A 17,180-nucleotide genomic window follows, 5' to 3' on the forward strand; every position below is an offset into this window, starting at 1 on the left:
CGCATATTGCACCGACGTTTGCCCGCAATGGGCAGTGTTAACCTGCCTCCTGAAACAATTGGTACCGTAATTCTGAATAGCAAAGGAGGCTATCACCATGCATGCCATCAGTTTCATCCAGGACCTGGCAGTGATCATGCTGGTGGCCGGTGTGGTGACCATCCTGTTTCACCGGTTGCGGCAACCGGTGGTGCTCGGCTACATCGTCGCGGGTTTCATCATTGGCCCGCATACCCCGCCTTTCGGCTTGATCCATGACGAAGACACCATAAAGACCCTTGCCGAACTGGGGGTGATCTTCCTGATGTTCAGCCTCGGGCTCGAATTCAGCCTGCGCAAGTTGTTCAAGGTCGGCGCCACGGCCTTCATCGCCGCGTTCCTGGAAATCGTGCTGATGATCTGGATCGGCTACGAGATCGGCCGCTGGTTCGATTGGGGCACCATGGATTCGCTGTTCCTGGGTGCGATCCTGGCCATCTCCTCGACCACCATCATCGTCAAGGCACTCAACGACCTGAAGATGAAGAACGAGCGGTTTGCGCAACTGATCTTTGGTGTGCTGATCGTCGAGGACATTCTGGGTATCGGCATCATTGCCCTGCTGTCAGGTATCGCCGTCAGCGGTGCGGTCAGTTCCGGTGAGGTGTTCTCCACGGTCGGCAAGCTCTCGCTGTTCATGGTGATCGCGTTGGTCGTGGGGATCCTGGTGGTGCCACGTCTGTTGGCCTACGTGGCCACCTTCGAGAGCAACGAGATGCTGCTGGTGACCGTGCTGGGCCTGTGCTTCGGCTTCTGCCTGCTGGTGGTCAAGCTTGAATACAGCATGGTACTGGGCGCCTTCCTGATCGGGGCGATCATGGCCGAATCTCGGCAGCTGCTGAAAATCGAGCGGCTGATCGAACCCATCCGCGACATGTTCAGTGCGATCTTCTTCGTCGCCATCGGCCTGATGCTCGACCCTGCCATCCTGCTCGCCTACGCTTGGCCGATCGCGGTCATCACTGTGGCGGTGGTGCTGGGCAAGATCGTCTCCTGCGGGATGGGTGCATTCATCGCCGGCAACGATGGCAAGACGTCCCTTCGAGTGGGGATGGGGCTGTCCCAGATCGGCGAGTTCTCGTTCATCATCGCAGCGCTGGGCATGACCCTGCAGGTCACCAGCGACTTCCTCTATCCCGTTGCCGTGGCGGTGTCGGTGCTGACGACCTTGTCCACGCCGTACCTGATCCGCGCGGCAGATCCGCTTTCCCATCGTCTGGGCGCTTTGGTGCCGCAGCGGATGGCGCGGGTGCTGGGGATGTATGGGGAATGGCTGCGCAGCATTCAGCCGCGCGGGCAGAGCGCGATGCTGGCGTCGATGATCCGCAAGATTCTCCTGCAGGTAGGGGTCAACCTGGCGCTGGTGATCGGTATCTTCTTTGCCGGGGCCTATTTCGCCGAGCGGATCGGTGGCTACCTGACCACATGGGTGGCCGAGCCCGGTGGGCAGAAAGCTTTGATCTGGGGCGCAGCTTTGCTGCTGTCGTTGCCGTTCCTGATCGCCGCCTATCGCAAGCTCAAGGCGCTGTCGATGCTCCTGGCGGAAATGGGCGTGAAACCGGAAATGGCGGGCAGGCACACCCAGCGGGTTCGACGCATCATTGCCGAAGTCATTCCGCTATTGTCGCTGCTGATGATTTTCGTGCTGCTGGCCGCGTTGTCGGCGAGCATCCTGCCGACCCTGGAATTGCTGCTGCTGATTGCCGTGGTGGCAGCCGCAGTGGTGGCCGTGTTGTGGCGCTGGTTCATTCGCGTGCATACGCGGATGCAGGTGGCTTTGCTGGAGACGCTGGACAACAACGTCGAGCATTGAAGTTGGGTAGGCAGGTCTGGCCTCTTCGCGGGTAGAACCCGCTCCCACAGGGTTGGCGGCGCGCCATCGAGCGGTGAAAAGGTCACACCTGCCTGTACCGATCAGCTTTCCAGCCAGACATCCCGCGCCCAGTGCCAGACCGATTCCCAGCTTTCCTCGGTCACCAACTCTTCTTCGCCCGACCACAACACGACGGTGCCGTCTTCTTCGACACAGTAGTAATCGTCGCCGTCCTGACAAATCGGGATCAGCTCGCGCGGGACGCCGAGGTCCCATGCCGTCGCCGCAACGTCCGGCAGGTAGGTGTGCGATTGCGGATCGGTCACGGTAACCGGCTCCAGGCTGCCGTACACCACGTCGCTGACGGTGAGCAGATATTCCTTGAAGACGAACGGAATGTTGATGAACAACTGCTCTTCGATCTCGACCAGCAGGTCTTCGTCTGGCAGTTCCAGGGGAACCGGTACCGGTTCGTTGGCTTCTCGGAGCTGCTCGATCACTTCTTCCACGATGTTTTCCTCTGACCAGAATACGCGCTGCGGTTTATACCTTAGCTGGAAATGGATGCAACGTTCAAAATGCAAAAGCCCCGACCAGGGCCGGGGCTTTGCAAAGCGTGACGCGTATCAGTTCTGGCGGATACCGGCCACCAGCCAAGGCTGGTTTTCGCCCTGGGCGCGTTCCATGTTCCAGCTTTCGCTGAAGGGTTCGCCCTTGTCGAAGCGCGAAGTCTTCGATACGCCAACGAATGTCAGGGTAGCGATGGTCTTCTCGGCACGATCATCCACGCCTTCCAGCTGTACATGCAGATCGTCGATGTAGGTGGACTGGAAGCCATCACCCAGCTCGGCGCGTTCCTGCTTCAGCGATTGCAGCATCTGTGGGGTGACGAACTCGGCGATCTTGTCCATTTCGTTCGCATCCCAGTGCTGCTGCAGCGACTGGAAGTGGTTGCGTGCGGCGTTCAGGAAGTTCTCTTCGTTGAACCAGGCCGGCGCATTGATCACCGGACGGGCTGCGGAAGCACCACTTGCACCACCGAAGATCGAAGGCTGGGCAGGGGCCTGGTTGATGGTTTCACGCTGGTAAGGTGCACCGGCGCCGGCCATCTGAGGGCCTTGCTGCTTGCGACGGCGAGCGGCGATGAAGCGGAAGATCAGGAAGGCGATGACCGCCATGATCAGGAAGTCGAAGATCTGCATGCCCTGGAAGCCGTCGCCCATGAACATGGAGGCCAGCAGGCCACCGGCGGCGAGGCCGGCCAGAGGGCCCAACCAGCGCGAAGCACCGCTGGCGGCAGGGGCGGCACGGCCCGGTACGGCGGCTGTGGCACCTGGGGTTGCAGGCGCGGCCTGGCGCGTCTGGTGAGTCGGGGCTGCGCCCATGCTCTTGCCGCCGCCGAAGCGTTTGGCACTGGCATCCAGGCTCATGGTCAGGCCAATGCAAAGGGCCAGAGCCATGCTGAGAAATCGTTGCATAGGTTCATTCCGTTAGGTGGATTGCACGCGAGCCATGTTGCACAGGTGTGCTGTACATAGCTAGTGACAACATGTTTCGAGCTTTTGCGTAATTGCGAAAAACGGCGTAGGAAATTTCACTGCCTGTGGAAGATGCAGTGTCGGCCTTTTCGCGGCCGCCGGGCACCGCGAAAAAGCCGTCAAGCCAACCGTTATACCGCCTCCAGTTTCGCGTACCCCAGCATCAGCCACTTGCTGCCTTCGGCGAAGTTGACCTGCACCCGCGCCTGGGCGCCGGAGCCTTCGAAGTTGAGGATCACGCCCTCGCCGAAAACCGAATGCTGCACCCGCTGGCCCAGATTGAACTGGGTTTCCGGGATGGCGGCAGCCCCGAACAGGCTGCTCGAGTTCTGTGCCTGACCCCCGCCGAAAGGACGACTCACGCTGTTGGACAGGCGCACTTCCTGAATCAGTCCGGCGGGCACTTCGCGCACGAAACGCGAGACCTTGTTGTACGTCTCGCTACCGTACAGACGGCGTGTTTCAGCGTAGGTCATCACCAGGTGCTGCATGGCCCGGGTGATGCCGACATAGGCCAGGCGGCGTTCCTCTTCGAGGCGACCCGGCTCTTCCAGGCTCATCTTGTGCGGGAACAGACCCTCTTCCATGCCCACCAGGAACACGTAGGGAAACTCCAGGCCCTTGGCACTGTGCAAGGTCATCAACTGAACGCTGTCTTCGTGCTCCTCGGCCTGGGTGTCGCCAGCTTCGAGGGACGCATGGCCGAGGAATGCGGCCAGCGGCGTGAGGTCGGCGTCTTCTTCGCTGTTTTCGAAGTTGCGCGCGGCGCTGACCAGTTCCTCGAGGTTTTCCACCCGTGCCTGGCCTTTTTCACCCTTTTCTTCTTGGTGGTAGACGATCAGGCCGGACTGCTCGATGACGGTCTGAGTCATTAGGTGCAGCGGCATCTGCATGACCTTGGCGGCCAGGTTCTCGATCAGCTCCATGAACGCGCCCAGGGCGTTGGCGGCGCGACCGGTTAGGCCCTTGTTGGCCACCAGTTGCCGCCCGGCTTCCCACATCGACAGCTCGGCGTGACGCGCATGCTGGCGGATGGCTTCGACGGTCTTCTCGCCCAGGCCTCGGGGCGGGACGTTGATCACGCGCTCCAGGGCTGCATCGTTGCCGCGCCCTTCGAGCAGGCGCAGGTAGGCCATGGCATTCTTGATTTCGGCGCGTTCGAAGAAGCGCTGGCCGCCATAGATGCGGTAGGGGATGCGCTCGCGCAGCAGCGCCTCTTCCAGCACCCGCGACTGGGCGTTGGAGCGGTACAGAATGGCGACGTCGCTGCGCGCCATCCCGGTCTTGAGGGCGCTCTCGATGGTTTCGACCACATAGCGCGCCTCGTCGTGTTCATTGAACGCGGCATATAGGCTCAGCGGCTCGCCATCGTCGCCGTCGGTCCACAGCTCCTTGCCCAGTCGCCCGCTGTTGTTGGCGATCAGCGCGTTGGCGGCCTTGAGGATACCCGCGGTGGAACGGTAGTTCTGTTCCAGGCGGATCAGCTGGGAGTCCGGGAAGTCGGCGGAATACTGGTGGATGTTCTCGATTTTGGCACCGCGCCAGCCGTAGATCGACTGATCGTCGTCACCCACCACCATCAGGCTGTCGCCACCCTGTGCCAGCAGCCGCAGCCAGGCGTACTGCACGGCGTTGGTGTCCTGGAATTCGTCGACCAGCACATGGCGGAAACGCCGCTGGTAGTGCGCCAGCAGGCTGGGGTTGTCGCGCCACAGGTCGAGGGCGCGCAGCAGCAATTCGGAGAAGTCGATCACGCCGGCCCGCGCGCAGGCCGCCTCGTACGCTTCGTAGACCGAGCGCATGGTCGCCAGGAACAGATCGCCGCCAGGCTGGATGTGCTGCGGGCGCAGGCCCTCGTCCTTCTGCCCATTGATGAACCACTGCGCCTGACGCGCCGGCCACTTCTGTTCGTCCAGGCCCAGCTCGCGCATGACCCGCTTGACCAGGCGTTGCTGGTCGTCGCTGTCGAGAATCTGGAAATTCTGGTTCAGGTTGGCTTCCTGCCAGTGCGCGCGCAGCAGGCGGTGGGCCAGGCCGTGGAAGGTGCCTACCCACATGCCGGCCGGGTTGATACCCATCAACTGCTCGATGCGCTGGCGCATCTCGGCAGCGGCCTTGTTGGTGAACGTCACCGACAGGATGGAGTGGGGCGAGGCGTTTTCGACCTGGATCAACCAGGCGATACGGTGCACCAGCACTCGGGTTTTACCGGAACCAGCACCGGCCAGGACCAACTGACGGCCGACGGAGGCGGCTACGGCCTGGCGTTGGGCATCGTTGAGGGAATTCAGCAGAAGGGAGAGGTCATCGCGCATTCCGGCATTTTAGGGTGCGCGATGGAGTTGGGGCAAACAAGAGTTGTCGGTTGCGAGACAAATCCTGCGAGTGTCGGACATAAGGTGCAGATTCGACGTGTGCGCCGAGCAATGTCCGGCCGTTTTTGCCTGCGCGGCGGGTGCTGAGACGTTTAACTGGGCGATCACCAAGGCCTGTAGTATAACTACAGGCCAGCTACATCCTGGCCCCTCGACTCCTTTAGCGGAAGCTGTCCCTTGAACCTGCTGCAACACATCGACCAGTCTCGCCACCTGCTGCGCAAATCCGAACTCAAGGTTGCCGAGCATGTGCTGCTGGACCCTGCGGCGGTGATGCACAGCTCGATGGCCGATCTGGCGCACAGCGTGGGTATCAGCGAGCCGACCATCGTGCGCTTCTGCCGCGCGATCGGTTGCACCGGCTTCCAGGATCTCAAGCTCAAGCTGGCGCAAAGTCTGGCGGCGGGGGCGAGCTTCGGCCAGTTCGCCATTCACGAAGACGACTCGGTGGCCGACTACAGCCTGAAGATCTTCGACACTACCTTGCATACCTTGATGGAAGTGCGCGAAAAGCTCGACCCCGAGGCCTTGCAGCGGGCGATCAGCGCCATGGTCACGGCGCAGCGGGTCGAGTTCTATGGTTTCGGCGCCTCTGGCGCGGTGGCGGCCGATGCCCAGCACAAGTTCTTCCGCCTGCTGCTCACCGCAGCGGCCTATTCGGACCCGCACATGCAGGCCATGTCGGCGGTGACCCTCAAGCCGACCGACGTGGCCGTGTGCATCTCGCAATCAGGGCGCTCCAAGGACCTGCTGATCACCGCCAACCTGGTGCGCGAAAGTGGCGCCACGTTGATCTCCCTGTGTCCGGGGCAGACGCCGCTGGCGGAACTGGCGACGGTCAACCTGGCGGTGGATGTGCACGAAGACACCGAAATCTATACGCCGCTGGCCTCGCGTATCGCCCACCTGGTGGTGATCGACGTGCTGGCCATGGGCGTGGCGATGGCCCGTGGCCCGGACCTGGTCAATCACTTGAAGAGCGTCAAGCGCAGTCTGCGCAGCCTGCGCCTTTCGCCCAAGTCGTTGAAGGCCCACGAGGCCCACGAGGACTGAGCGAGGCGTAGTGGGTTTAACCCGATGTTCACCGCCCCGTCGCCAAACCTTCATACACCCACGCCACCCTGTACTCCCGAACTCGAACTGGGAGACAGGCAATGGCTCGTTACGTCGATGGCTCGCAAGCGCAAGGCAACAGTGCCGCCCGCACCAAACGTCAGCAGGAAGATCAGCGCCGCATGGAGTTTCGCCGTGCGATCGAAAGCTACGCCGAGCAGCGTCGCCTGCTTCAGGAAATTGGCGACGACGCCCAGCTCAACGTCTGGCAGACGGTGCCGGCGGATGTCCGGCAAAGCGCTCGACCAGCGTCGTGATCTGCGCCCGCTCGGCACGGATGAACGCGGCGAAGGCCAACGCCACCGGCGACTGACGCCGCGCCTTGGCCTGCACCACGCACCAGCTGCGCTGCAACGGCAGTTCTGTCACAGGCAACTCCCGCAGCGTGCCTGTGGATAACTCCCGGGCGACAGCGTGGCGCGTCAGCAGCGCCAGCCCCAGGCCTGCGATCACGCATTCGCGCTGGGCTTCGGCAGATGCCACTTCCAGGGTCTGCGTGAAGTGCACGCGTTTTTCCTTGAAATATTCCTCGCAGGCCCGGCGCGTGCCCGAACCCTGTTCGCGTACCAGCAACGTATAGGCTTGCAGGTCCTGCAGGCTCAGCTGTTCGAACTGGCACAGCGGATGCTCGGGCGGGGCGACGGCGACGATCGGATTGTTGAGAAAAGGCATGAAGTCCAGGCCCATGTCCTGCGGCACCATCGACATGATGGTCACGTCGTCGCGGTTGTCGCTCAGGCGGCGGATCACTTGGGCGCGGTTGACCACCGTGAGCTGCAGATTGACCTCCGGATGCAGGGTACGGAACGCAGCGAATAGATGGGGCGTGAAGTACTTGGCACTGGATTCGACCGCCAGCTTGAGCTGCCCCTGCAGGGAGCCCTGCATGTCGGAGAGCTGCATGTCGAGGTTTTCCAAGCGACCGAAGATGTCTCGGCTGGCCGCCTGCAAAGCCTGCGCTGCTTCGGTCAGGTAAAGCTTCTTGCCCACGTAGTCGAACAACGGCTGGCCGACCAGCTCTTCCAGCTGGCGAATCTGCAGGCTCACCGCTGGCTGGGTGAGTGACATTTCTTCGGCCGCACGGCTGTACGAGCGCAGATCGCAGACTTCGTTGAATACTTGAAGCTGACGCAATGTCAGGCGCATCAGTGACTTACGCATGTCCCGATCCAATGTTCAAACGGTGATCAGCCAACTATAAGCTTTAGCTAATATGTAACCCAACAAAGATTGATTTTTATTAATCCTCGTACCGCGCTAGTTTGCAGAGGCGACCAGGAAACAACTGGTTACCCAAAAGGTCGGCCACGCACCGACCCGAATGGATTCATCGGTCGAGGAAATTCCAAGTGATAAAAAAGATCCTGATCGCCAACCGAGGTGAGATTGCCGTACGCATCGTACGAGCCTGCGCCGAAATGGGCATTCGTTCGGTCGCGATCTATTCCGAAGCCGATCGTCACGCGCTGCACGTCAAGCGCGCAGACGAAGCCCACAGCATTGGCGCCGAGCCCCTGGCCGGCTATTTGAACCCACGCAAGCTGGTGAACCTGGCGGTCGAAACCGGCTGCGATGCCTTGCACCCAGGCTATGGTTTTCTCTCCGAGAATGCCGAGTTAGCCGATATCTGTGCCGAGCGCGGGGTCAAGTTCATCGGGCCGTCGGCCGAGGTCATCCGCCGCATGGGTGACAAGACCGAAGCCCGGCGCAGCATGATCAAGGCGGGCGTGCCCGTCACGCCCGGCACCGAGGGCAACGTCGCCGATATCCACGAGGCGTTGGCCGAGGGTGAGCGCATTGGCTACCCGGTCATGCTCAAGGCCACCTCGGGCGGCGGTGGGCGAGGCATTCGCCGTTGCAACAGCCGCGAGGAACTGGAGCAGGCCTTTCCACGGGTGATCTCCGAAGCGACCAAGGCCTTTGGCTCGGCCGAGGTGTTCCTGGAAAAGTGCATCGTCAACCCCAAGCACATCGAGGCGCAGATCCTGGGTGACCGCTTCGGCAATGTGGTGCACCTGTTCGAACGCGACTGTTCGATCCAGCGACGCAACCAGAAGCTCATCGAGATCGCTCCCAGCCCGCAATTGACCCCCGAGCAGCGCGCCTACATCGGCGACCTGTCGGTGCGCGCGGCCAAGGCGGTCGGCTACGAGAACGCCGGTACCGTGGAGTTCCTGCTCGCCGAGGGCGAGGTGTATTTCATGGAGATGAATACCCGGGTGCAGGTGGAGCACACCATCACCGAGGAAATCACCGGTATCGACATCGTCCGCGAGCAGATCCGCATTGCTTCGGGCCTTGCCCTGTCGGTGAAGCAGGAAGACATCGTGCACCGCGGCTTTGCCCTGCAGTTCCGCATCAATGCCGAGGATCCGAAGAACAACTTCCTGCCCAGCTTCGGCAAGATCACCCGCTACTACGCCCCCGGCGGGCCCGGCGTGCGCACCGACACGGCGATCTACACCGGCTACACCATTCCGCCGTTCTACGATTCCATGTGCCTCAAACTGGTGGTCTGGGCCCTGACCTGGGAAGAGGCCATGGACCGCGGCCTGCGGGCGCTCGATGACATGCGCCTGCAAGGCATCAAGACCACGGCGGCCTACTACCAGGAAATCCTGCGCAACCCCGAGTTTCGCAGCGGCCAGTTCAATACCAGCTTCGTCGACAGCCATCCGGAGCTGACCCAGTACTCGATCAAGCGCAAACCCGAAGAGCTGGCCCTGGCCATCGCTGCCGCCATCGCCGCCCACGCCGGCCTGTGAGGAACACAACAATGTCCAATACTCCTGTTTCCAAGCGCATATTCGTGACCGACACCATCCTGCGCGACGCCCATCAGTCGTTGCTGGCGACCCGCATGCGCACCGAAGACATGCTGCCCATCTGCGACAAGCTCGACCGGGTCGGCTACTGGTCGCTGGAAGTGTGGGGCGGCGCCACCTTCGACGCCTGTGTGCGCTTCCTCAAGGAAGACCCGTGGGAACGCCTGCGCAAACTGCGCCAGGCGCTGCCCAACACCCGTCTGCAGATGCTCCTGCGTGGGCAGAACCTGCTCGGCTACCGGCACTACAGCGACGATGTGGTCAGGGCCTTCGTGGCCAAGGCGGCCGACAACGGTATCGATGTGTTCCGCATCTTCGATGCAATGAACGACGTACGTAACCTGCGTGTGGCCATCGAGGCGGTGAAGGCGGCTGGCAAGCACGCCCAGGGCACGATCGCCTACACCACCAGCCCGGTGCACACCGTCGCCGCCTTCGTGGCCCAGGCCAAGCAGATGGAAGCCATGGGTTGCGACTCGGTGGCGATCAAGGACATGGCGGGCCTGTTGACGCCCTATGCGACCGGTGAGCTGGTCAGGGCCCTGAAGGCCGAGCAGTCGCTGCCGGTTTTCATCCACAGCCATGACACGGCCGGTCTCGCTGCGATGTGTCAGCTCAAGGCGGTGGAAAATGGCGCCGATCACATCGATACGGCCATCTCCAGCTTTGCTTGGGGCACCAGTCATCCGGGCACCGAGTCCATGGTCGCAGCGCTCAAGGGCAGCGAATTTGACACCGGCCTGAGCCTGGAACTGCTGCAGGAGATCGGCCTGTATTTCTATGCGGTGCGCAAGAAGTACCACCAGTTCGAGAGCGAATTCACGGCGGTCGATACCCGCGTGCAGGTCAATCAGGTGCCCGGCGGCATGATTTCCAACCTGGCCAACCAGCTGAAGGAGCAAGGCGCGCTCAACCGTATGAACGAGGTGCTGGCCGAGATTCCCAAGGTGCGTGAGGACCTGGGCTTCCCGCCCCTGGTCACGCCTACCTCGCAGATCGTCGGTACCCAGGCGTTTTTCAACGTGTTGGCCGGCGAGCGCTACAAGACCATCACCAACGAAGTGAAGCTGTACCTGCAAGGCGGTTATGGCCAGGCGCCGGGCAAGGTCAACGAACAACTGCGGCGCCAGGCGATCGGCAGCGAGGAGGTCATCGACGTACGTCCCGCCGACCTGCTCAAGCCGGAGATGGACAAGCTGCGCAAGGACATCGGCGAGCTGGCCCAGTCGGAGGAGGATGTACTGACGTTTGCGATGTTCCCCGACATCGGGCGCAAATTCCTCGAAGAGCGTGCCGCCGGCACGCTGGTGCCTGAAGTGCTATTGCCGATCCCCGAGGCAGGTGCCCAGGTTGCGCGCAGCGGTGAAGGGGTCCCTACCGAGTTCGTCATCGATGTGCACGGCGAAAGCTATCGAGTCGACATCACCGGCGTCGGGGTAAAGGCCGAAGGCAAGCGGCATTTCTACCTGTCCATCGACGGCATGCCTGAAGAGGTCGTGTTCGAACCCCTGAACGAGTTCGTCGGCGGCGGCATCGGCAAGCGCAAGCAGGCCAGCGAACCGGGTCATGTCAGCACTGCGATGCCCGGCAATATCGTCGACGTGCTGGTCAAGCAGGGCGATGCGGTCAAGGCCGGGCAGGCGGTGTTGATCACCGAGGCGATGAAGATGGAAACCGAGGTTCAGGCCGGTGTGGCCGGCAAGGTGGTGGCCATCCACGTGGCCAAGGGCGACCGCGTGAACCCCGGCGAGATATTGATCGAGATCGAGGGCTGACCTCGGGCTGCAAGGTTTTCCTCTGGGGGCCGGGTGGCCCCCTTTTTTTTGAGTACGGTGATCCTGAGCCAAAGCCGGGCTGGGTACTGGCACTCTGTGTTTATCCGTAGTCGGCTCCAAAGACCCGGATCAAGCGGTATGCCTATCGGCCTGTCGATGCCAATGGTCTGGCAGGTGGCACGGCGGGTGCGAGATGCAGCCAAGTACGAGGCGACTCTTGGCCGACCCTGTCCTTGCCCGCAATGCAAACCACAGCAGGCTGCGAATCGACTTCAACCTCGAATATAGGGAATCTGGGATTGATACTTATGTAGTCTTCATCGGAGTCACAATTCAACTGTGCGGGCTCGCCGAACTTGTACCGGTAAGCTGTTATGTCCAGGTCCGGAGTCACGTCTTCCAACACGAATTTATGTGTGCGGGTTTCGGAGTGGTAAGTTCTGGTGTATTGCGGCGGGATGAGCGGTGGTTGATTGATAAGCCAGCGATAGAAGATCACAACGCTATTGGAAAAATTGGGCCGAACCGGGCCGATCAGCGTTTCCAGAGGAAGGACACAGAGAAAGGTAATGCCAGGGCCTTGAGTCATTGAATTGGAAATTGTGACCAAGCCAGTCGCAGGTATTGCATCGGAGTAGTTTTCCAGTGCTGCGCAGTCTGTCGCGGAGCGGACGTACTTGTAGCGTACGCCGGGTGCATTTACCGAAAAGGTCTGTTTCCATTGCCATGGGCCATCGCCACCTTTGATGAAGCCCAGCGGTGGTTCATCACCGAGTACGAAGGTTGTCGGCGCGCCGAGTGGACAGTTCACAGAGTCGACGGTAAATCGCCCCGCCGAAAAGCACTCGGTCAGCCCTTGAGTGCTGGAGCCATAACTGGTATTGGTTTTCTTGTTGATGACGCCATTCTCCACCTCGCAGGGATCATTGAAGCTGCATCGCGACAACTTGCTCCCCCATGTGGAGGTGTTGATCACGCCGATGATCTCATTGGTATAACGGTCCAGCATCGGCGAACCGGAAATCCCGGAGTAGATGTCATGGCACCCATTGCTCCGTTCGTTGACCCATACCCATATGTGCTCGACCACCGCTGCACTGGGCTGCTCGATGCAGGCGGACATGCGCAGGTAGCCTTCGGCGCCTTGGTGTGCCAGCGGCGCGCCTACAACCAGCATGGGAAGCTGAGCCGGCGAAGGCCCTGTTTTGAGCTTGAGGGGGGGAACGCCTGACTTTATTACGGTATCCAAGTCAGGTACCAGCTCGATGATCGAGATGTCCAACCCTCGAAGGGTGCTCCAGGTAATACGCTTGACTTTGAATACCTTGCGCTGGGCTTGCGTGTCTTGGAAATAGTTGAAAGTTATCGAGCCCTCGGCGTCCACGTCATGAATAATACTTAGCGGATCATTCAATGCATGCGTGCAGTGACCCGCCGTCAGAACATAGGCGGGTGCGTCGGACGGCGCTCCAGTTTGGCGCGTGTCCAGCAACGCGCCCGTGCAGTCCATACCTCCCTCCACGGTCAATCGACCCACCGCTTCCCATGCTGCATGCTGGCCTTGGCCATTGAGCAGGGGCCGGGAAGGTTGGAAGTTGGGTATCCCTTCTCCCCAGTCGATAGCGAATGTCGGTGCGGGTAAAAGAATAAGTGTAAAAGTTAGAACAAGAGCAAGTTTTTGAAAATGAATATTCATATAAACCTCTTTTTTGCGCCCGACAGCTACCCGCTGCAGTTGTGCAGTTGTGTTATGTAGATGACATTGTGAGCGTAGTCGTTAAATAGAGGGTGCGAAGGGTTTTTAATTATTTATCATCTTCTACTGACCAACGGATTCAAGTCAGGTCTGTATGTAGCACAAAGTATTACCCTGGCGGCGTGGTTGAATCACCGCCAGGCAGGCTCTCAAAAATGCGTGCAGTTCACCGAATGATGATTGTGGCGGCTTGGATGGACCGCTGGCCGCTAGGGCTTGGCTGCCTCATCCCGCGTCGATTAGAAGCGCAGTTGCCAGTGCCCTGCCAAAGCATGATTACGGCTGTTGCTGCCCAACTCCCCGCTGTAGCCAATCCCCACGCTCTGCCGCGCGCTCACGCCCAGATCCAGCCCGGCTTCCAGCATCAGGCTGTCGCGGTCCAGGGCGCTGCCCTCCACGTTGAAGCCACTGCCGCCGCTCAGGAAAGCCTGGCGTGTGCTGTTGCCCACATCGCCATAGGTGTGACGCCAGCCCAGGCTGCCGCGTGGCGTCAGGCTCATGCCATTGTCCAGTTGGCTCAGGTGGGCCAGACGCACACCGAAAGTGCTGGTGAAGTTGTCCTGGGATTGCGATTCCACGTCCAGCGCCGCTGGGCCGCCTTTTTCCCGGTAACCGTTGCGGCTGTAGCGCTGGTAGCCGAGGTTGGCGAACGGCTCGGCACTCAGCCGGCCACTGCCCAGGTTGTAACCCAGTTCGGCAAAGGCCTGTTGGCTGTCGGCATCGTAGTCACCCTGCGGCCGGTCGCTGAAGCCGTCGAAGCTGACCGTGCGTTTGCTGCTGCCGTCATGTTTGCTGTACGCCGCGCCTAGGCGCAGGGCCAGAGGTCCGCTCTGACGCATGGCGTACAGGCCCGCGTGCCAGCTGTCGACGTTGCCGTCCACGCCGGACGCGTCCAGGTCGGTGCGTGAGTAACCGCCCAGCAGACCTGCGCGCCACTCCGGCGTCAGTGCCCAGTCGGTACCCAGCACGGCGCCCGAGGTCCGTTGCTCAAGGCCATCGCTGCCGTGTGCGCCCTCAAGCTTGCCGTAGCTGCCCAGCGCCTGAATCCATACCCGGCCACGGGCATTTGGGTCGTTCAGGTTGCGTGCCTGGTCGGGCACGCCATTGGCCGCCAGTACCGGCGTGTCCCGCTCGTGCAGGCCCACCAGCAGGCCACCGTCGCTGCCCATCTGGCGCATGGCCGACAACATGCTTTGACCGACCTGTGCAGTACCGGCCAACGTCGCAACACCCAGGCTGGCATTGCTGCTGCCAGCTAGTTGCTCGATGGCCATCCCCGCGCTGGCAGCACGGGTGCCGAGCAACGCGTTATACAGGGCGCCGCCGCTCACGGCGGACACGCTGCGCGCAGCGTTGCCGCCATTGACAGTGGTGGCGTAGTCGGCGAAGGCGATGTCGTTGCGGGCGTAGTCGAGGTCGACGGAGGTCGCGCTGTAGCTCAGGGTCGGGGTCAGAAAGGCGTAATCGCTCGTCACCGTACCGAAGCGGCCATTGACGCTGCCGGCTTGCAACACGGTATAGCGGCTCTGCCAAGGATATTCGCCGCTGCTCGGTATGATGTTCAAAGTGGCACCGTCGAGGTTGGCCGCACCACCAATCCGCAGTGGCGCACTGCTGCCATCGGCGTTGACCCCATATGCCAACGTCGCGCTGCGTGCCAGAGTCAGGTCGCCACGGACCACGGCCGTGCCCAGCCGGCTGTTGGTCGACAGGGTTCCGTTGACGAGCAGATTGCCTACCGCGCCGCCACCGGCGTAGACCCCGCCCGGGTCCACGGTCAGCGCACCAGCGATGCTACCCTGGTTGATCAGCGTGGCACCGTTGGCAATGCGGCTCTGGGCGCTGAAATCGTCGACGCTGGTCAGGGTCCAGGTACCACTCTGCACCTCCAGCGTCTCGAAGTTGCGACTGTTGCCGAAGCTGCCGCCGGCATTGCCTTGCAGATTCACCCGGTCGCTGCCGCTGCCGCCGTCCACCAGGCCGATAAAGCGGCCCGCACTGTGTACGGTCAAGCTGTCATCGCCAGCGCCCATCTGCAGCGCTTGGCCATTGCTGCCGCCGATGGTCCCGGCGTTGATCACGGTGTCGGCAAACTCGCCATTCAATTGCACGCCGAAACCCTTGAGCCCGGTGATGCTGCCGTGGTTCTCCAGGTAGGTGGCACCATGGGCCGAACCGTTGCTGCCATCGTCGATCAGAATGGCATTGTCGGCACCACTGATGGTGGCGCCCGAGGCATTGAAGATATAGCCACCGCCCATGGCGATGCCTTCACTGGCGTTCAACGGGTCGCCGGGCTTGGCGCCGGACGCGCCGGTGCCGCGAATGGTTCCGTAGTTCTCGATATGGCCGATGTAGTCGATGTCTACGCCGTCGCCGTCGCCCACGGGTTGCAGCCCGGACACATCGCCGGAAATCAGGCCTCGGTTGATCACCGTGCCATTGCCGTCCGAGCCGTAGCCGGAGCCATTGCGGCCGATCACGGTGCCTTCGTTGTAGAGCAGCGCACCTTCATCGGTGGTCACGCCGTGGCGACCACCGCTGATCAGGCCATAGTTGTACACAGAGACGCCGGTTGCTGCGGCCACGTCGATACCGTCGTATTTATCGTCCAGGCTCAGGGTGTCGCCTGTGGATATCTCGCCATGATTGGTGATGGTGGCATTGATGCCGGTTTTCATCGCGTCGTTCTTTTCACTGCGGATCAGCCCGCCCGCACGATTGTCGAGTGTGGTTGCGATGCCAGTGCTTACCAGCGCCTCCAGATCGATGGCACGCTTGTTCAGCGAGCGCAGCGTGCCGCTGTTGTCGATCACGATGGCGCCACGGTCGAAGTCATCCTTGATGCGAAAGGCGTCGGACGAACCTTGCACCAGGCCGCCCGCGCGATTGATCAGGGTATAGCTGCGTACGGCGCCGCTGCCGGAGCTGTCGATGGCCCGATTCCCGGTGGAAATCAGTCGGCCTGCGTTATCCACCACCACGCCGGTGCCCGCTGCCGCACCCTTGAGCTTGATCGCCTCGGTGCTGGCGGTGATACTTCCAGCCTTGCCCACGATCAGCCGATCGGTGTCGCTCAGGCTTTGCGTCGCCTGGGTGGCAGTGTCGATCTGCAGGTCTTTGGCGAAGGCTGCCGACATCGGCGTGCCCAAGGTGAGCAGTGCGATGGCAAGGGCAAGGCGGTGCGGAGAGTACGGCATGAGCGGACGACCTGGAGGCAGTGAGGTCGTCCTGTATAGCGGCTGGTCTTTACAGAATTATTTAACCGGCGGCGCGAAACTGCTCCAGCGCCTTCACTTGCCCCGACGCCGGCTGGTTGTCCGCTGCCAGCCACCCCTCGAACGCGTCCTCGATCGCGGGCCATTCGCTGTCGGTGATGGAGAAGTACGCCGTGTCACGGTTGCGACCCTTGACCATCATGTGCTGGCGGAACACGCCCTCCAGCGTGAAACCGACCCGTTCGGCGGCGCGGCGCGAGCGTTTGTTGGCGTTGTCGCATTTCCATTCGACCCGGCGATAGCCCTGGCTGAAGGCCAGCTTGAGCGCCAGGTAGATGGCTTCGGTGCCCTTGGGCGTGCGCTGCATGGAGGCGGCGAAGGCGACATGGCCGACTTCCAGGCGCCCGTGCGCCGGTACGATCGACATCAGGCTGAGGATGCCCTCGGCCTTGCCGGTGTGCTGGTCGACCACGCAGAAGCCGAGTGGGTCATTGCTGATCGCATAGCCATCGAGCCAGATGTAGAACAGTTCCAGGTCGTTGAACGGGCCGTAGGGCAGGTAGTCCCACAGCTGCGCGTCGGACTGCGGCCCTTGCAGGGCTTCCCAGAGGTCTTCGCCATGGCGCTTGGGGTCGAGTTTCTCCAGGCGGATGTAGCGGCCATTCATGGTGGTCGCCACCGGTGCCTTGACAGGCTTCCAGTCGATTGCGGAGGTAGGCATGGCAGCT

12 protein-coding genes are annotated in these 17,180 nt (G+C 61.6%); 5 read left to right on the plus strand and 7 right to left on the minus strand.

Annotated elements, in window-relative coordinates; all coding sequences use genetic code 11:
• Positions 1-97: 97 nt before the first annotated feature.
• Complete coding sequence (locus tag ABMD26_RS11785; RefSeq protein ID WP_056844823.1) at positions 98-1,852, plus strand: cation:proton antiporter; 1,755 nt, start codon at positions 98-100, stop codon at positions 1,850-1,852.
• A gap of 101 nt (positions 1,853-1,953) precedes the next feature.
• On the opposite strand, the gene ABMD26_RS11790 is transcribed toward ABMD26_RS11785, so the two are convergent.
• The 3 genes from ABMD26_RS11790 to uvrD all read right to left on the minus strand — a co-directional run bounded on the left by ABMD26_RS11790 (position 1,954) and on the right by uvrD (position 5,705).
• The gene (locus ABMD26_RS11790; RefSeq protein WP_049860409.1) at positions 1,954-2,361 is read right to left on the minus strand and encodes an SMI1/KNR4 family protein; all 408 of its coding nucleotides are present in this window, start codon (positions 2,359-2,361) and stop codon (positions 1,954-1,956) included.
• A gap of 117 nt (positions 2,362-2,478) precedes the next feature.
• Positions 2,479-3,330, minus strand: coding sequence for a Tim44 domain-containing protein (locus ABMD26_RS11795; protein ID WP_049860408.1), 852 nt, complete (start codon positions 3,328-3,330; stop codon positions 2,479-2,481).
• A gap of 191 nt (positions 3,331-3,521) precedes the next feature.
• On the minus strand, positions 3,522-5,705 hold the full coding sequence (gene uvrD, locus ABMD26_RS11800) for a DNA helicase II (protein ID WP_049860407.1): 2,184 nt from the start codon (positions 5,703-5,705) through the stop codon (positions 3,522-3,524).
• Between the two features lie 237 nt (positions 5,706-5,942).
• On the opposite strand from uvrD, the gene hexR reads away from it, so the two are divergent.
• Together hexR and ABMD26_RS11810 are read left to right on the plus strand one after the other, a co-directional pair.
• Positions 5,943-6,818, plus strand: coding sequence for a transcriptional regulator HexR (gene hexR, locus ABMD26_RS11805; protein WP_049860406.1), 876 nt, complete (start codon positions 5,943-5,945; stop codon positions 6,816-6,818).
• 101 nt (positions 6,819-6,919) lie between these two features.
• Entirely contained in the window at positions 6,920-7,135 is a 216-nt protein-coding gene (locus ABMD26_RS11810; protein WP_134722084.1) for a PA3496 family putative envelope integrity protein, read from the plus strand.
• Here the strand turns inward: ABMD26_RS11810 and ABMD26_RS11815 are convergent.
• Positions 7,077-8,039, minus strand: a complete 963-nt coding sequence (locus ABMD26_RS11815; protein ID WP_134722083.1) for a LysR family transcriptional regulator — start codon at positions 8,037-8,039, stop codon at positions 7,077-7,079. The two genes, ABMD26_RS11810 and ABMD26_RS11815, sit on opposite strands and share 59 nt — an antisense overlap.
• Positions 8,040-8,227: 188 nt before the next feature.
• On the opposite strand from ABMD26_RS11815, the gene ABMD26_RS11820 reads away from it, so the two are divergent.
• Together ABMD26_RS11820 and oadA are read left to right on the plus strand one after the other, a co-directional pair.
• Positions 8,228-9,643 carry an acetyl-CoA carboxylase biotin carboxylase subunit gene (locus tag ABMD26_RS11820; protein WP_043192108.1) on the plus strand — a complete coding sequence of 472 codons (1,416 nt, stop codon included), beginning with the start codon at positions 8,228-8,230 and terminating at the stop codon, positions 9,641-9,643.
• Between the two features lie 11 nt (positions 9,644-9,654).
• On the plus strand, positions 9,655-11,478 hold the full coding sequence (oadA, locus tag ABMD26_RS11825; RefSeq protein WP_056844818.1) for a sodium-extruding oxaloacetate decarboxylase subunit alpha: 1,824 nt from the start codon (positions 9,655-9,657) through the stop codon (positions 11,476-11,478).
• A 142-nt stretch (positions 11,479-11,620) separates the two neighbouring features.
• Here oadA and ABMD26_RS11830 read toward each other — a convergent pair whose 3' ends face one another.
• The 3 genes from ABMD26_RS11830 to ABMD26_RS11840 all read right to left on the minus strand — a co-directional run bounded on the left by ABMD26_RS11830 (position 11,621) and on the right by ABMD26_RS11840 (position 17,173).
• A complete protein-coding gene (locus ABMD26_RS11830; protein WP_354309685.1) occupies positions 11,621-13,174 on the minus strand; it encodes a trypsin-like serine peptidase in 1,554 nt (517 codons plus the stop codon).
• Between the two features lie 299 nt (positions 13,175-13,473).
• Positions 13,474-16,434: an autotransporter outer membrane beta-barrel domain-containing protein gene (locus tag ABMD26_RS11835; RefSeq protein ID WP_354309687.1), complete on the minus strand. Its 2,961-nt coding sequence runs from the start codon at positions 16,432-16,434 to the stop codon at positions 13,474-13,476.
• A gap of 61 nt (positions 16,435-16,495) precedes the next feature.
• Positions 16,496-17,173 carry a GNAT family N-acetyltransferase gene (locus tag ABMD26_RS11840; protein ID WP_134722080.1) on the minus strand — a complete coding sequence of 226 codons (678 nt, stop codon included), beginning with the start codon at positions 17,171-17,173 and terminating at the stop codon, positions 16,496-16,498.
• Positions 17,174-17,180: the final 7 nt, after the last annotated feature.

Origin of the sequence: Pseudomonas sp. PvP001 (assembly GCF_040546375.1) — a bacterium.
Lineage (GTDB): Bacteria > Pseudomonadota > Gammaproteobacteria > Pseudomonadales > Pseudomonadaceae > Aquipseudomonas > Aquipseudomonas coleopterorum.

Bases quoted from the DNA above. Each gene is read 5' to 3' on its own strand.
- oadA (WP_056844818.1), top strand. From the start codon at position 9,655: ATGTCCAATACTCCTGTTTCCAAGCGCATATTCGTGACCGACACCATC.
- uvrD (WP_049860407.1), bottom strand. From the start codon at position 5,705: ATGCGCGATGACCTCTCCCTTCTGCTGAATTCCCTCAACGATGCCCAA.
- ABMD26_RS11830 (WP_354309685.1), bottom strand. From the start codon at position 13,174: ATGAATATTCATTTTCAAAAACTTGCTCTTGTTCTAACTTTTACACTT.
- ABMD26_RS11810 (WP_134722084.1), top strand. From the start codon at position 6,920: ATGGCTCGTTACGTCGATGGCTCGCAAGCGCAAGGCAACAGTGCCGCC.
- ABMD26_RS11815 (WP_134722083.1), bottom strand. From the start codon at position 8,039: ATGCGTAAGTCACTGATGCGCCTGACATTGCGTCAGCTTCAAGTATTC.
- ABMD26_RS11840 (WP_134722080.1), bottom strand. From the start codon at position 17,173: ATGCCTACCTCCGCAATCGACTGGAAGCCTGTCAAGGCACCGGTGGCG.
- ABMD26_RS11835 (WP_354309687.1), bottom strand. From the start codon at position 16,434: ATGCCGTACTCTCCGCACCGCCTTGCCCTTGCCATCGCACTGCTCACC.
- ABMD26_RS11795 (WP_049860408.1), bottom strand. From the start codon at position 3,330: ATGCAACGATTTCTCAGCATGGCTCTGGCCCTTTGCATTGGCCTGACC.
- ABMD26_RS11785 (WP_056844823.1), top strand. From the start codon at position 98: ATGCATGCCATCAGTTTCATCCAGGACCTGGCAGTGATCATGCTGGTG.